Genomic DNA, 16406 nt, shown 5'->3' with positions numbered 1-16406 from the left:
ATGAGTTATGAGTTATGAGTTATGACTAATGACTAATGACTAATGACCAATGACTAATGACCAATGACTAATGACTAATGACTAGTGAGACTGTAATTATTGGTGGCGGCGTTATTGGTTTGGCGATCGCCATTGAACTAAAACTGCGCGGGACAAACGTCACCGTGCTTTGTCGTGACTTTCAGGCTGCCTCTACCCACGCCGCCGCCGGTATGTTAGCACCAGATGCAGAAAACATCCCGGCGGGGGCAATGCGTTCCTTGTGCTGGCGATCGCGTGCCTTATATCCCGACTGGACGCGCAAATTAGAAGAATTGACTGGCTTAAATACTGGCTACCGTGCCTGTGGTATCCTTGTACCCGTCTTTGAAGAAAGCAGGGGAGCAGGGGAGCAGGGGAGCAGGGGAGCAGGGGAGCAGGGGAGCAGGGGAGCAGGGGAGCAGGGGAGCAGGGGAGCAGGGGAGCAGGGAAAACTTCTCTCCTCTGCCCCTCTGCCCCTGTGCCCCTCTGCTAGCGAAGAGTCCCCAGCTTATTGGTTAAACAAAGAGGCAATTCATCAATATCAGCCAGGATTGGGAGCAGACGTGGTTGGTGGTTGGTGGTATCCTGAAGACGCACAAGTTGATAATAAGGCTCTGGCTCACGTACTGTGGACGGCGGCAGAGTCTATTGGTGTCGAACTCAAAGACGGCATTACAGTAGAAGCATTTTTACAGCAGCAAGGGCAAGTGGTTGGTGTACAAACCAATGCTGGAATGATTCACGCCGCGCACTATGTTTTAGCTTCAGGTGCTTGGTCAAATGAATTGTTACCGCTACCTGTGCTACCTAGAAAAGGACAAATGCTGAGTGTGCGGATACCAGAAGTTTCGCCGGAATTGCCGTTGAAGCGGGTTTTGTTTGGGCAGGATATTTACATCGTCCCAAGACGCGATCGCCTCGTGATTGGCGCAACCAGCGAAGACGTTGGCTTTATCCCCAACAACACTCCAGAAGGTATTCAAAAATTACTACAAGCTGCTATCCGGCTGTATCCGCAACTAAAGCATTATCCCATTCAAGAATTTTGGTGGGGATTTCGCCCAGCTACCCCCGATGAATTACCCATCCTTGGCACTAGCCACTGTCAAAATTTAACTCTGGCGACTGGTCATTACCGCAACGGAATTCTACTTGCGCCCATAACTGCCGCATTGATTGCCGATTTCATCTTGGAACAAAAGTCTGACCCTCTACTTGCTAATTTTCACTATTCGCGCTTCCAGTCCAAGCCATCTACCTCCACCCCAATGCTGACTCACTCTGCTAATTTCTCCAACGGGCATCACTCTGCTATATCCCCACTCCCTACTCCCCACTCCCCCTTGATTATTGCTGGAAAAACTTTCCAATCCCGCTTGATGACGGGAACTGGTAAGTATCGCAGCATCGAGGAAATGCAGCAAAGCGTCGCCGCCAGCGATTGCCAAATCGTCACCGTAGCAGTCCGACGGGTACAAACCAAGGCTCCTGGACATGAAGGTTTAGCAGAAGCTTTGGATTGGACGAAAATTTGGATGTTACCCAATACCGCAGGTTGTCAAACTGCTGAAGAGGCGATTCGGGTAGCGCGTTTGGGGCGAGAAATGGCGAAATTGTTAGGGCAGGAAGATAATAATTTTGTCAAGTTAGAAGTGATACCTGACCTTAAGTATTTACTCCCAGACCCAATTGGGACGCTGCAAGCAGCAGAACAACTAGTAAAAGAGGGCTTTGCAGTATTGCCCTATATTAACGCTGACCCGATGTTAGCCAAGCGTTTAGAAGAAGTAGGCTGTGCGACAGTAATGCCTTTGGCATCGCCAATTGGTTCTGGACAAGGGCTGAAAACAACTGCCAATATCCAAATCATCATTGAAAATGCAGGTGTGCCAGTGGTAGTAGATGCTGGTATTGGTTCACCCTCAGAAGCCGCCCAGGCAATGGAATTGGGAGCAGATGCCTTGTTGATTAATAGTGCGATCGCTCTTTCTCCCAACCCAGCAGCAATGGCCCGTGCCATGAATTTGGCAGCAGTTGCAGGTCGCCTAGCATACCTTGCTGGCAGAATGCCTATTAAAGATTACGCTAGTCCTAGTTCTCCTCTGACTGGGACGATTACTAGTTAGGGACTGGGGACTGGGGACTGGGGACTGGGAAGAGTTAGAACTCATTAATCTACCTTAAAAACTTAATTAACAGAGTTCAAAGACTCATTCATCTAGCTCAAAATTCCTAATCCCCAATCCCCAATCCCTAATGTAACGATTTATCTAGCAGTTTAAGAGCAGATTTAGCATTTATGTAACATTAAATTAACGATAAAGATAAAGGAATTAATTCATGCCCTATACCAATGAAGAAGGCGGTCTTCTGAATAATTTTGCTCGGGAACCAAAGGTTTATCAAGCAGAACCTCCCACAGAAGGACAAAAGCGAACTTATCTCCTACTAGGAATTGCCGCTACAGCTTTGGTTGTAGGCTTGATTATAGTCGCCTTCTTTGTTTCTAAAAGTAGTTAATCGTAAAACACTTTAAGAAAATTTGATCTTTATAGTTTTTCAGGTTCCAATTTTAATAGGGGCCTGCTTTTTTATTTTTTGTTAAAATTGGGCGAGGAATCAAAGTATAATTATATACTTTTTGCAGAGAAAGTGGGGACTTCCGCGACACCTTAAAAAATCATTTTTATGATGAATTGATCCTACTTAGATACACCTAAAAAGGTGATATATACTGTGTTTTGGCTCTTTAGCCGCTATGAGCGTGAATGATACTCCACACAACAATAATTCTACTTGGAATCGGCAAGTATACCACCGCCTAAAACTTGCCCTCAGTCTTGGCTTACGACGACAACTATTTTTAGCTGTATGTGATAATCTACACTTAAGAAATCAGGTAGCAGCCCGCCTGCATTCTACATTGGCTTATCCTGTTGGACAGGTGCTATATCAGTCATCAAATGCTCAAGAAAATAGCACTCCAGCTTATCCGCGATTAGTAACGTTGCGTTTGAATCTAAACGATCCCAATCCCATAATCCAAATTAATCAATGGTTGGCTAATTATCCACCACCAATGGTTGGAGTATCAAAAGATAGCCCTGGAAGACCTTTTCCAGTACCAGCATTTCAGATTGTCGGCGTGGAGCATCTCACTAAGCAACCAGTCGCCACACAACGATTATTTTTACACTATCTCCGCTTAAGTGAACAATATTTCTCTACACAAGAATCCAGCCGATTCCTAGAATCTAACTTGCTGCTGTGGATACCACGTCCTTGGTTATCTGCTATCAAGCAATCAGCACCACAGTTTTGGCGTTGCCGTACTGGCGTATTTGTGTTTGCTGGAGAACCCACACCAGCAAATCAGAATTCGGGCTATCCAGAACGTTTTTCACGTTCTGGAAGCTTAGATTTAGGGAATATTGAACAGTCAATTCTAGATGAATCAGTTAACCAAGCAGAACTTAGAACCGCAGCCACCGAGTTCAAGTTTGAGAATAATTCTGATTTCCCACCAGAGATACAAGGGAATCGCGTAGATAAAACTCAGGAAGCTTCATCATCAACAGCGGATTTATTGAAGGCTACGCCACAACCGCAGGAATCTACGAATAGGTCTGGTAGTGGAATTAATAATCAATCACTGTTGTCTTTATCTTATATTAGCAGTGAGTTAACGGAGCTAGTAATAGCAACAATCAATACAGGTATAGCTCAGAATATTGAGAATTCTTTACAACCACAACAGATTTTGTTGGAAATTGAAGAATTACACGAAAATCTTGTTTCAGAAGAGATACTGGCAGAGGCTTATCATCGTCTGGGCACTTTATACCGCCTTCGCATTGAGCAAGGAGAGTCAACCCTAGAAAACTTGATGGTGGCAATTATTGCCTATCAAGAGGCAATTAGCTATGACGAAAATTCACCACAACTTCCAGATATCTTGAATGACTTGGGTACACTCTACTGGATGCTATACCGCACACCACCCAATTCAGAGGAAGGACAAACTTATATAGAGCAGGCTATAGAGTTTTATCAGTTGGCGTTAAAGATGATTTCGCCCCAGACACATTTGGAAACTTACGCTCGTGTGCAAAATAATTTGGGGACAGCTTATGGTGATTTAGCCCGTTTTTCTCACCCATCTGAAAATTGGCAGCAAGCAGTTTTAGCTTACAGTGAAGCACTTAACTACCGTACAGCCGATATGGATTCATTAAAGTATGCGGCTTGTCAAAATAATTTGGGTACTGCTTACTGGCATCTAGGGCAATATAATCAACCAATTTTAAATTTAAAGAAAGCGATCGCAGCTTACAATGAAGCACTTGTACACTACAACCCCGCAGAGGAACCGCTCAAGTATGGCATGATTCAAAATAATATCGGTACTGCTTGCTGGAATCTGGCACAATACGAACAACCTGCCCAAAATCTCCAGTTAGCGATAAATGTCTACAACGAAGCTCTCAAGTATCGCACTCCAGCAAATTTCCCCACCGCCTGCGCCGCTACACAAAATAATCTGGGTACTGCTTACTGGCATCTAGCAAACCTATCTCAGACAACTAAAGAGGCACGGCAAAATTATCTGCAACTATGTATCAACGCTTACGAAGAAGCTATAGCTTTGGCTCACTCACTTAGCGATACTTCTTTAAGTTTTGATTTGCTCGCCTCTTACAATAACCTGGGATTAGCTCATTATCAGCTAGTAATAGATGAGTCTTTTAAGGGCGACAAAACAACACGTTCTCAACACTTAGAAGTAGCATTAGATAACCATTTGCAAGCCTTAAACGGATTCAGTAAACAATCCGAGGCTTACCAAACAACCTTCACTTATGTGGTGAAAACTATTCGTGCTTTTCATAATGAATTAGGAATACAGGGGCAAAATCTGGCTTTATCTAAAGTTCCTAGTCAGTTGTTGCCAGAGATTTTGTCAAAGTTATAAAATACAGCAGAGAATAGGGAACAGGGTTTGGAGCTTCCCCCATAATATATTTCAAAAACTTAATGGAGATGGATTTACATGAATATATATATTCCTATTCCTGATAGCGATAATTATGATGGTTTCTATCCTCTGAATCAAGAGTATGCACATAGCATTTTATCAAGGTTTCTTAATTTTGCCATGTATCAAGACATTGAAGAAAAGAGTGAATGGATTCCTTTACCTGTGGGAATTGAATCATTCAGTACTAAACGAGGTGATTTCCTTGGAGTTACTGGATGGACTTTTGCTTGTAATAATAGAGCTTGGAAAATTTTAGAGCCTTTAATTGGTGATAGCGTTAAACTGCTGCCCTTGCAATGCGATGAAGGTGAGTTTAATATTTTAAAAGTAATTAATATTATTGATTGCCTCGATCGTTCAAAGGCGGATTTGTTTATATTTGAAGAAACTGGTAGAGTTTTGGGCATAGAAAAGTATGCTTTTAAAGAAGAGTTAATTCAAGATCAGCATTTTTTTGCCATCCCAGAATGTAAATTCGGAATATTAGTATCTCAAAAGTTCAAGGACTTAGTAGAGGAGAGTCAATTAAAAGGGCTGAAGTTTAAGCAAGTGGCTTAGGATTAAGTACCAAGACAGAATTAATTACACAGTTTAAATTGCCAGAAAGACTCAAAGATAAGGATATGGAGTTTACATCAAATCCACCCCAATATCACAGAGGGTGTCAACCCCTTTGGGGAATTAAAAATTAAAAATTACAATTCTCCTAAATAAATTTAGGGGCTTGAAATAAGGACATAGTAAATATGCGCTGTGCGTCTAGAAATACTTTTTTTGCTTCTCCATAAATAAATTCAGGGGCTTGTATCCTTTACGTTTTCGGCCAAAAAATGGTAACTTGATATCAACTTGACAATTAATTAGAAAACCAAGTAAAGTAGGTATGTCTACGACGGGCTACGCTTACGCAACTCCTCTTTTAATAATTACCAAGCTATGAAATCTTTTAGCAATCCATAAACTTAACTTCACAAATATAAATTATTCATTAATTTATTTTTAAATCCATATAAATATTTTATAAAAAACACAATAAGACATTGGCGTATTTTACGTAAATTTACTAAGGTAGATTTGAGGTCTACTTAAAATAAACTCCAGAATGATAATTAAAACCTAAAATTATGAAACTAAGTTTTATTTTTGCTACTGCTATATCTAGTTTTTTTGTGAGTTCTGCTACAGGATTTGGTTTCTCTACTCAAGCTTATGCTCTAACTTTTCCTGGTATCTCTAGCGCTACATGGGGAGAACCTACTCCAGGAAGCGCTAATACTGAACCCCTATATACAGGTGTGGGGAGCAATACATTTACTTGGGGTGAACCTGATTTACCAACAGGACTTCCAAATAGACTAACCTTTAATGGAACTTCGTTTTCTGCGGATATTAACTCTGTATTCAAAATAGCTGATTTAATTTACTTTAACGGAACGGTATTCAGCGGTACAAGCGTTGAATCTGTACCTTTAAATCTCAATGTATCCTTTAGCCCTCCCGTTGGCATCAGCCAAGTTTTTGACTTCAAATTGGGTCTAATAAATACACTTAACGACGCAACCGATCCTGAAAATAGTGCAGATTTTGTATATATAGACACAAATTTGAGTAATCAAAATTTCACATTTGAAGGCAATAATTATACCCTTGAGCTAACTGGCTTTAATCCAGACGTTCCCCAGATAAGTATTAAGGCTCTTGAAGGGGCCACAACTACAACAGCCGTTTATGCCAAAATCAAAGCTGTGCCCGAACCTACGGCAGTAGCGGGTTTATCTTTGCTGGGAATATACCTAATATCTCGTAAAAATTCTTGGAGAAGAAATACTAAGAGCATAAAAATGTAGAGACGCGATAAATCACGTCTCTACAAAGGATTGCCATTTTTGGAGACAACTAACTATGCAGGATTAGGTTGGGTTCGGCTTTGAAGTAGCTGGATAATTGCAGCTTTTTCTAAGATTCCGACTAGAACACCATTCTCACGAACTACGGGAAGCACAGATAGTTTTTGTTGTTCGAGTAACTGCATAACTTCCAGCAGAGGTTGATCGGATTGGACTGTGGTAGATTCGGTAATTGGTCGCATGACTTCTTTGACTTGAGTTTCTGACCACAGTGCTGTGGGGATGGTTCTTAAATTATCAATTGCCATCGCACCTACTAATTGTCCATCATCATCAGTCACTAAGAACCGATGCCAGTTTTGCCCACTGATGACTCGCTCATCGGCAAATTCTCTCAAGGTAAGATTAGCAGATACAATCGGGCTATCATGAGTTACAGCATCTTCGGCTGTCAAACCTGTGAGTTTTTCTTGGACTCTGGCAAATTGAGCCGAATTACCAGCATTTTGCAACAAGAAGAAGCCTATTAACAGGTTCCAAAAGTTACCGGAGTTGCCAAATAATAGTAGGGGAACTACACCTGAAAGAATTGCGACCCAACCAAAGATTTGCCCAACTCGGCTAGCAAAGGTTACACCTTTATAAGGATTACCTGTAATTTTCCAAACGATGGCTTTCAGTATATTTCCGCCATCTAAGGGTAAGCCAGGAATCAGGTTAAACAGGGCTAATGCCAAGTTAACAGAAGCTAGAACACCAAGAATTGCAGCTAATGGCCCTGATGCAGGAGTAGTAACACCAATGGCTGTAACGATACCGCATAGTAGTAAACTTACCATTGGGCCGGCGATCGCAACCCAAAAAGCCTCACCTGGAGTTTTCGACTCTTTTTCTAAGCTTGCTAAACCGCCAAATATAAACAGCGTGATGGATTTGACATCAATTCCCTGACCAATGGCAACAAAACTGTGACCTAATTCATGGGCGACGACAGAGGCAAATAGCATCAGCGCTGTCATCAATCCTAGTAGCAAAGCTAATCCCGCAGACAATTGGGGAAATTGCGCCGCCAGTCCACTGCTATAACTCCAAGTTACCAAACCCAGAACTAAAAACCATGACGGATGGATATAGAAGGGAATTCCGAAGAGATTACCAACGCGAATTGTGCCATTCATGTCGTTCACCTTTGATTTCAGCTTCGAGAGGTTTTGCTTTCTTCCGACTCGATGTCTTTATTGTAACGAAAGGTTAAGAGATTTTAATCTTGATGGCTGTAGTGGTGTCCGTCCGTAAAGGTGTGGTTATTGGTAATAAAAGACGACTGATGATACAGCAATGCAGTTCAGAATGAGCAACAAAACACTTGTAGAGACGGCGATTCATCGCGTCTCTTACCTTAACCGAAAAATATTGTGTACTGACCCCTAAATAAATTTAGGGGAATCATTAATTTTGAATTCTGAATTCTGAGCAAAGCAACATGACTGTTCCTCAAGCAAAGCTCTGGCTTTCTTGGAAAGATTTTTTGTTTTTCTTATTTTCTCTTTTGCTAACTCTTCAGGAGCGTAATTAGACGGCAGATTTAAGCGGCGAATTCCTATTTTTACGTATTCCTTATTTATTTCGATCCCGATAGATTTTCTTCCTAAGCGTTTAGCAACTGCACATGTAGAGAAACTACCAGAAAATGGATCTAATACGATATCTCCAATATTTGAAGATGCCAAAATAACACGTTCTAAAAGTGCTTCTGGTTTTTGAGTTGGGTGATTTTCATATTCTTCCATTTTGAAACGTACTCGTGCAAAATCCCAAACATTACCCGGTACTTTCTGAGTATTGTAAGGCTGAGGAGGTTCTTTTCGATAATCAATCAATTGACGCTTTGCACCAGTTTTTGCTTCCACCATGATATTATCGGAATTAAACGTGTAGTTCTTTTCATGCTTCGTTAGCATAATTATCGGCTCATACATAGAACCAAAGTAATTTTTTGCTTGCACTCCTGAGCTATCATAATTCCAAACAATCCTACTTTTAATATAGAAGTTCTTGCGGCACTTGATATCAAGGTAGGGCATATTCTCTGTGCTGTTCATTAGGTAAAAAGTACCATTAGGCTTTAGGACACGATGGCATTCATCGATCCATTGATATGTCCAGTTAAGAAATTCTTCTTCCGACCAATTTTCAACTAAACCATCGAAGTTTTTGCCAATATTGTAAGGCGGATCAGCAAAAATTAGGTTAATGGATTCTGATTCAAGATGCTTTAAATTTTCAAGAGCATCGCCATGAATGATAGTGTGAAAATCGTCTTTGTATATTTTGATATCTATTTTAGTTTTTGAAATCACAGTTCGCGCCTTGAGCAAGTAACACAAAAATGTGACTTAAAATCTACAGTATTGATTTGAATATTGCAAGGCTTGATTATATCTTACACCTGAGGATTGGATATTAAAACCACAACTAGGTGCTATGAGTCTGCTAATTTTCGTAATAAAAATAGATTCTAATACGGCTCAACCCAGATAATTTTTTGTGTGGTAGTGAGACTTCCACACAAAAAGAATCTCAATCTAGTGCATAGTGCTATACAAGTATTCGGGCGATCGCCGAGATAGGTGCAAAATGGAACACGTTGTAATGGCTTAGGCATCTATTTATGCTGCAATTGTCTCCATCTGCTGAGAACTTTTCTGCAACATCGCGGTAATTAAATCGGCAGGGATAGGACAACTGAAGTAGTAACCCTGTCCTTCATGACATCCCTGCATTTTCAAGTATTCAACCTGTTCTTGGGTTTCTACACCCTCTGCTGTGATATTCAATCGCAGGCTTTTTGCCAGGGCAATAATCGCATTAGTGACGGCAGCACTATCAGGATTGGACGTGACATCCTGCACAAATGACTGATCAATTTTCAGCATATTCACAGGAAAGCGCTTCAAGTAGTTGAGGGAGGAATAACCGGTGCCAAAGTCGTCTAGAGCCAACCATATACCCAGTTCTCGTAATTTTTTTAAGGTTTTAACCGATCGCTCTATGTCACCCATCAAGAAGCTTTCCGTGACTTCCAGTTCGAGATCGGATGCTTGGAGTCCAGTCTCCTCAAGAATTTGGCTGACTATTTCAACCAGATAAGGTTGTTCAAATTGTCGAGCTGAAAGATTCACAGATATCCGAATCGGGGTGAATCCAGCAAGCTGCCAAGTACGGTTTTGGGCGCAAGCAGTTCGCAAAACCCATTCACCAATTTCGACGATCGCACCATTGGCTTCTGCAATGGGGATAAACTTTGCTGGAGAAATCATACCTAAAGTAGGATGCTGCCAGCGAATCAACGCTTCCATAGCTGTAATTTGTCCGCTATGTAAATCAATCAGAGGTTGATAATAAACCAGCATTTCGTTGCGGGTAAGCGCTCCACGTAATTCATTTTCTAAAGTTAGTCGCTCTTGCAACTGAGCATTGATTTCCGGCGAATAGAATTGATATTGGCTACGTCCTTGCTGTTTTGCTTGATACAGTGCGATGTGAGCCTGTTGCAAAAGTTGATCTACGCTATTTTGATCGTTTATGCCATTCATGGTGATGCCGATGCTGGCGGTGATATGAATCAAGTTACCCTCTAGAGAAAAAGGTTTATTGAGGGTACTTAACAATAGCTGAGACAGCTTAATTACACTTTCAAAAGAAACAATCTCTATCCGAGCAATGGCAAACTCATCTCCACTCAAATGAGCAATAACATCTGTTTGTCCTATGCAGCTTGATAATCTCTGAGCAACTGCTCTTAATAACAAATTTGTTGTTTCAGGCTTTAACCCATGACTCATATCAGTGAAATCATCAATAGCCAGTAAAAAGACGGCTACAAGGCGTTGGTTGTTTTCAGGTTTGGATAAAATCTGATGAAGGCGATCGCAGAATAAATCACGATTGGGTAATCCTGTTAGCTCGTCATAATTACTGATGTAGTGAATTAACTCATCTAATTTGTGAAGAGTTTGTGAGGTATCCGCCATCAATGTACCCGCTTCATCAGCAAATTCTGTGGGCAATTCAGGTAAGGTTTTGGTGTTCAGATAATTTTGCAACGCAGCAGATGTCAAAATAACCGGTTTGAGGAGGTGGTGTAGGGCGTAGAGGGTGGCAGCCGTACCTGCTAATGTAGCCAACAAAGCAATGCTCATAATTCGGATCGCCATCTCTAAAGAATAGGAGTTTGAGATGACGAAACTCAAGAGTAAAGTCAAAAGTGGTACGTGAGTTCCCAAAAATGCCACCAACATTATTTTACCGGTGTAACTTTTTTTGAGCCATCTAAAATGAGCTAGGAACGAGTACAAGTATAGGTTGTGATTGAGATTCATAAATTTTGTGCGGTAGCTGCTAAATTAGTTCCGAGCTATTGGGTGTTTTTGATTCACAATTCAGTAGAATTAGCTCTCCTGGAACCCAACCCTGATGAGGTTATATATTATGTTTCCCAATATAGGTTTCAATTGATATGTATAACGATAAATTTTCTGTAAAACTTATTCCCGAATAAATTTCACAATCAATACTTAAATTATGTTGATTGTTATTAGTTTGTCTTCAGATGGTATAAGAGCAAAAAATATGTAGCCTTCTAAGTTATTTGTGAAAAATAATTTTTTATCACTAACTGTATAAACACAGATGACGCAGAGTTAAAGAGAGATTTTCACGAATGATTTAGGATTGCTATCTGTGCCCTTACGCATAGTCTATTTACCTAAAAATTGCTGTAAAGATGCAACAGGTTATTTCTGACTAGAGCCTGAAAAGAGCAGATTTGTAACTTGCTCTAATACCTTTAATGCTGTTAATGAACCTCGAATCAACCGAATAGCAGCAAGGGGTTGTCGAAGCATTGCCATTGCCAAAGGAAAATAATTTAAAGAGCCATCAGAGTTAATTGCTGATGTGAGATCGGGGATATTATACTGACAATCGTCGCTGACTACTCGCAGTATTGCTACGGATACCTCGGCTGTGTTGAAAAATTCTAGGGCGGTAAATCCTTCCATATCAACAACATCAGCAGTCAAAGTCTTACCCAAACGGCGTTTTTCGGCAGCAGACCAAATAACGCGATCGCTCGTCAGTGACTTGACTAAATTTGGTGGGGAGTGGGGAGTAGGGATTAGGGAGTGCAATTGTGTTGTTAAAGTGCGATCGCATTCTTGCTGCTTTCCCTGATAAATACAATCTTGATACAGCACAAGATCGCCAACTGTATAGCGATCGCTCAAGCTGCCACATAAACCCATAATCAGCACTCTGGATTTTGGAGTCAGAAATTGTCCTTGTTGCAAATATTTGAGTAAAGGTTTCATCCCAACAGGTATAGCTACTACTATTGGAATGGAGCCAGTAATGCCGCTTAATCCGCGACACACAGCTTTATATTCTGCTCCCTGAGGCACCAGAATTGTGTCGATGGGTAAAAAATTAGACACTAGATATCTCAGTAGAACTAAGTTTCATCTCTGAAGTTTCCTTTCGCATTCAAGATTGGGTCATATCTGAGTGACAATAAATAATGTTGCCATTTACTAGTCACCAAAACTCGTAATCCCAAGGTAATTGCTGCTGCCAAACAACTGGCTAGGATTAGGTTTTTTCATTTTGAATTTTGAATTGCTTAATAATTGTGTCACCCACACGATAATTTTCCAAGATGGTAAAGCTTGATCGCTCAAAATCCGCACGAGAACTCTTCAATATTTCCAAATTGGCGATTCAATTTTCGTGGCTGACGGTGAGTTTTTGGATTGCCGTAACGGTAGCCGGGATTCTGGCTTTCAGTTCTCTTAAGTATGCCTTGTTTCCAGATATAACTTTTCCAGTGGTGGTTGTGAATGCTACAGCCCCCCTGACAACTGCCCTGGATACTGAGGCGAAGCTCACAAAACCCCTAGAAGAACGCCTCCGCTCCCTAGAAGGATTGGAGAATATTCGCTCATCCACCTATCCTAGTCAAACAGCCGTTGCCCTTTCTTTTGCCGTTGGGACGAATTTAGAAACATCGACTAAAAAGGTTGAAACTGCCCTGAAGCAGCTAACTTTGCCTCCAGGAGCAACTTCCAAAATTATTCCCCTAAATCTAAATGAATCAGCCGCCATTAGTTATGCCATTGAGAGTTCTACACGGAATCTCAAAGATTTGACGAAGTTAGCGCAAGATGAGATTGTCAGTGCGATCGCTAAACTACCAGGAGTTCTAAAAGTCTCACTACTAGGCGCTGCTACTGCAACTTCTCCAGTAAATCCAGCAAATGCGAGTGCAGCGGCTCTCCCCCAAGGTGGGGCGACATTAGTTAGGTTTAATGGTCAAGATGCACTGGCATTTCAGGTGATAAAACGCGGTAATGCTAACACTTTGGAAGTAGTGAGTCAGGTTGAGAAAGAAGTTCAAAGGCTACGCTCTACCCTTAAAGATGTCAAACTCACTTTAGCTGTCACCCAAGCAGAATATATCCGCCAAGCTACCCAGTCAACAATTGATGCTTTGCTAGAAGCAGTCTTGCTATCAATAGTAGTCATTTTTCCTTTCTTATGGAATTGGCGGGCAACTCTTATCTCTGCCTTGGCGATTCCTACGTCCTTGTTGGCGACGTTTATCGTCATGGCGATTTTCGGCTTTAACTTGGAAACAATCACCCTGCTGGCTTTAGCTTTGGTGATTGGTAGTATTGTTGATGATGCGATCGTCGATGTAGAAAACATCATGCGACACGTTGAAGATGGGGAAACTCCTCGTCAAGCGGCGCTTTTAGCGACAAATGAGATTGGGTTGACAGTTACCGCCGCCACTTTGACAGCAGTCGCAGTTTTTCTGCCCATAGGTTTGATGGGTGGTGTCATCGGTCAATTCTTCAAGCCTTTCGGCATCACGGTTTCAGCGGCAATGCTTGCTTCTATGCTAGTTGCTCGGACTTTATCTCCAGTACTAGCTATCTACTGGCTGAAACCTAAATCCTCACTCTCCCCGCGTCGAGAAGGAAAAATCTGGTTAGCATTTACCCAATTTTACAGAAACTTGCTGAGTTGGTCTTTAAATCACCGCAAGATAGTTATCGGGTTAGCTGTCCTCAGCTTCATCGTAGGTATAGTCCTGATTCCACTAATTCCCAAAGGCTTTATTCCCAAACTCGATCGCGGCGAATTTAATATTGCTTATACGGCTCCTTTGCCGAGTATTCCGAGTGGAGGAGAGGGGCAGGGGGGCAGGGGGGCAGAGGAGCAGAGGGGCAGAGGGGCAGAGGGGCAGGGGGGCAGAGGGGCAGAGGGGCAGGGGGGCAGAGGGGCAGAGGGGCAGGGGGGCAGAGGAGCAGAGGGGCAGGGGAGAAACTCTATTCCCCAGTCTCAAATTCCCAATCCCTTGAACGATTCTCTAGAGGTTGCGAAGAAATTAGAAAATGTTGTGAGAAAATCACCAGCAGTTGAAACAGTATTTACTACTGTTGGTTCTCGTGAGGGTGAGCCTAATAAAGGGACACTATATGTAAAGTTAAAGGGCGATCGCAAAATCACCACTGGAGAACTACAAGACCAATTGCGCTCCTCCTTACCTGCTCTTTCTGGAGTAACTACTAGTGTTGAAGATATTCAATTTGTCGATTCTGGCGGTCAAAAACCTCTGCAAATAGCATTACAAGGTGATAATCTCCAAGCTTTGAGCAAAGCAGTTAAAGCGATTAAAGAAAGGATTCAGAGGCTACCAGGATTCGCTGATGTCACAATTACAGGTGAAACGAATCCACAGGGTACGGTTTTTCAGATCGAGCGTCTGAATAATCAGCGCGTAGCCTACATCAGTGCTAATTTAGGCAAAAATCTATCTTTAGGTGATGCCACTGACAAAGTGGTAGCGGAAGCAAAGGCGGTGTTACCCTCTAATGTTTCCTTAGATTTAGGGGGAGACTCTGCCCGTCAAGGTGAAGTATTTAGCAGTTTCGGCACTACTCTGGCTCTATCTGCCCTGTGCATTGTCATCGTACTAATTTTGTTATTCAAAAGCTGGGTAGACCCTCTAATTATTGGTGTATCTTTACCTTTAGCACTGGTAGGGGCAATGTTGGCGTTACTAATCACCAAGAGCGACTTTGGCATGATCTCACTGATCGGTTTCGTCTTTTTATTGGGACTAGCAAATAAAAATGCCATTTTACTTGTGGATTACATTAACCAGTTACGCAACGCTGGCTTAGAGCGCACTGAAGCGATTCTCAGCACCGGACTAGTGCGCCTCAGACCAATTATGATGACCACTGCCTCTACAATTTTAGGGATGTTACCGATCGCTTTAGGTTTAGGTGCAGGTTCAGAATTGCGATCGCCTATGGCCGTAGCGATCGCTGGTGGGCTAGTAACTTCAACTATCCTCAGTTTGATTGTTGTGCCAGTAGTTTACACCATTTTGGATGATTGGTTTCCCCGATTTAAGCAGAGGGGGACACCTTGAGCCAGGTTTTTGTCACGGGAGGTACGGGTTTTATTGGTGCCCATTTAGTACGGTTGCTTCTGCAACAAGGTTACACAGTTAAAGCGCTGGTACGCTCAAGCAGCAATTTGGAGAATCTACGCGGTTTGGATGTGGAAATTGTCAAAGGCGATTTGAACGATCCAAATCTTTGGCAACAGATGGCAGGTTGTCAATACCTATTTCATGTCGCAGCCCATTATTCCCTGTGGCAAAAAGACCGAGAGTTACTCCACCATCACAATGTCCTGGGTACGCGCAATGTGTTAGCAGCAGCTCGCAAAGCGGAGATTGAGCGCACCGTCTACACCAGTTCAGTAGCAGCGATTGGGGTAGGCTTATCTGGTGAAGTCGTCGATGAAACACATCAAAGTCCCTTAGAAAAGTTGGTGGGTGACTACAAAAAGTCTAAGTTTTTGGCTGAACAAGAAGCTATCCAAGCCGTTGCTAGAGGTCAAGAAGTAGTTATTGTCAATCCCAGCAGCCCCATTGGTTCGTTAGATATCAAACCTACCCCGACTGGTGATATAATACTTCGGTTTTTACGACGGCAAATGCCTTTTTACTTGGATACTGGTCTAAATTTTATCGATGTGCGGGATGTGGCATGGGGGCATTTACTGGCTTTGCAACGGGGTAAATCTGGCGATCGCTATATATTAGGTCATCAAAACCTCAGTCTCAAGCAACTACTCGAACAACTCGCCGATATCACAGGTCTTAGGGCACCTCAAAGAACCGTACCCGCTTGGCTGCCCTTGAGTGTTGCCTGGGTTGATGAAAAGATTCTCGCACCACTGGGTAAATCGCCCTCAGTGCCATTGGATGGTGTTCGGATGGCGAAACAACCTATGTATTACAATACTTCAAAGGCTGTACGAGAGTTGGGTCTACCTCAATCTTCGCTGAACGCCGCACTCAAAGATGCTGTGGATTGGTTTGTTGCACAAGGTTACGTCAAATGAAAATATAGCGATTC

11 protein-coding genes and 1 pseudogene are annotated in these 16406 nt (G+C 42.2%); 8 read left to right on the top strand and 4 right to left on the bottom strand.

The genetic code is table 11. The features are described 5' to 3' along the window. Window positions 1–77 precede the first annotated feature (77 nt). The 6 genes and pseudogenes from thiO to V7L31_RS07720 form a co-directional block, all read left to right on the top strand. A pseudogene (gene thiO / locus V7L31_RS32560) lies at window positions 78–1301 on the top strand (glycine oxidase ThiO); the annotation flags it as partial. Then, the gene (locus tag V7L31_RS32555; RefSeq protein WP_442944380.1) at window positions 1290–2147 is read left to right on the top strand and encodes a thiazole synthase; all 858 of its coding nucleotides are present in this window, start codon (window positions 1290–1292) and stop codon (window positions 2145–2147) included. The pseudogene thiO and the gene V7L31_RS32555, both read left to right, overlap by 12 nt. Window positions 2148–2361: 214 nt before the next feature. Continuing rightward, window positions 2362–2541, top strand: coding sequence for a photosystem II assembly protein Psb34 (psb34, locus tag V7L31_RS07735; RefSeq protein ID WP_334695702.1), 180 nt, complete (start codon window positions 2362–2364; stop codon window positions 2539–2541). A 238-nt stretch (window positions 2542–2779) separates the two neighbouring features. After that, window positions 2780–4993, top strand: coding sequence for a tetratricopeptide repeat protein (locus tag V7L31_RS07730; RefSeq protein ID WP_334695701.1), 2214 nt, complete (start codon window positions 2780–2782; stop codon window positions 4991–4993). A gap of 78 nt (window positions 4994–5071) precedes the next feature. Then, window positions 5072–5617 carry an imm11 family protein gene (locus V7L31_RS07725; protein WP_334695700.1) on the top strand — a complete coding sequence of 182 codons (546 nt, stop codon included), beginning with the start codon at window positions 5072–5074 and terminating at the stop codon, window positions 5615–5617. Between the two features lie 566 nt (window positions 5618–6183). Continuing rightward, a complete protein-coding gene (locus V7L31_RS07720) occupies window positions 6184–6906 on the top strand; it encodes a choice-of-anchor K domain-containing protein (protein ID WP_334695699.1) in 723 nt (240 codons plus the stop codon). Between the two features lie 53 nt (window positions 6907–6959). Here the strand turns inward: V7L31_RS07720 and V7L31_RS07715 are convergent, their stop codons facing one another. The 4 genes from V7L31_RS07715 to V7L31_RS07700 form a co-directional block, all read right to left on the bottom strand. Beyond that, the gene (locus V7L31_RS07715; RefSeq protein WP_334695698.1) at window positions 6960–8084 is read right to left on the bottom strand and encodes a site-2 protease family protein; all 1125 of its coding nucleotides are present in this window, start codon (window positions 8082–8084) and stop codon (window positions 6960–6962) included. Between the two features lie 249 nt (window positions 8085–8333). Then, window positions 8334–9266: an adenine-specific DNA-methyltransferase gene (yhdJ, locus tag V7L31_RS07710; RefSeq protein ID WP_334695697.1), complete on the bottom strand. Its 933-nt coding sequence runs from the start codon at window positions 9264–9266 to the stop codon at window positions 8334–8336. Between the two features lie 309 nt (window positions 9267–9575). Further along, on the bottom strand, window positions 9576–11288 hold the full coding sequence (locus V7L31_RS07705; RefSeq protein ID WP_334695696.1) for a putative bifunctional diguanylate cyclase/phosphodiesterase: 1713 nt from the start codon (window positions 11286–11288) through the stop codon (window positions 9576–9578). Between the two features lie 414 nt (window positions 11289–11702). Continuing rightward, window positions 11703–12401: a 5'-methylthioadenosine/S-adenosylhomocysteine nucleosidase family protein gene (locus V7L31_RS07700; protein WP_334695695.1), complete on the bottom strand. Its 699-nt coding sequence runs from the start codon at window positions 12399–12401 to the stop codon at window positions 11703–11705. Between the two features lie 221 nt (window positions 12402–12622). On the opposite strand from V7L31_RS07700, the gene V7L31_RS07695 reads away from it, so the two are divergent. Both V7L31_RS07695 and hpnA read left to right on the top strand, forming a co-directional pair. Next, entirely contained in the window at window positions 12623–15409 is a 2787-nt protein-coding gene (locus V7L31_RS07695; protein WP_334695694.1) for an efflux RND transporter permease subunit, read from the top strand. Next, on the top strand, window positions 15406–16392 hold the full coding sequence (gene hpnA / locus V7L31_RS07690) for a hopanoid-associated sugar epimerase (protein ID WP_334695693.1): 987 nt from the start codon (window positions 15406–15408) through the stop codon (window positions 16390–16392). The genes V7L31_RS07695 and hpnA overlap by 4 nt, the downstream gene beginning before the upstream one ends. The last annotated feature ends 14 nt before the right edge of the window (window positions 16393–16406 follow it).

It is taken from the genome of Nostoc sp. (assembly GCF_036916655.1).
Classification (GTDB): domain Bacteria; phylum Cyanobacteriota; class Cyanobacteriia; order Cyanobacteriales; family Nostocaceae; genus Nostoc.
This window is presented reverse-complemented; position numbering and strand designations above follow the sequence as displayed.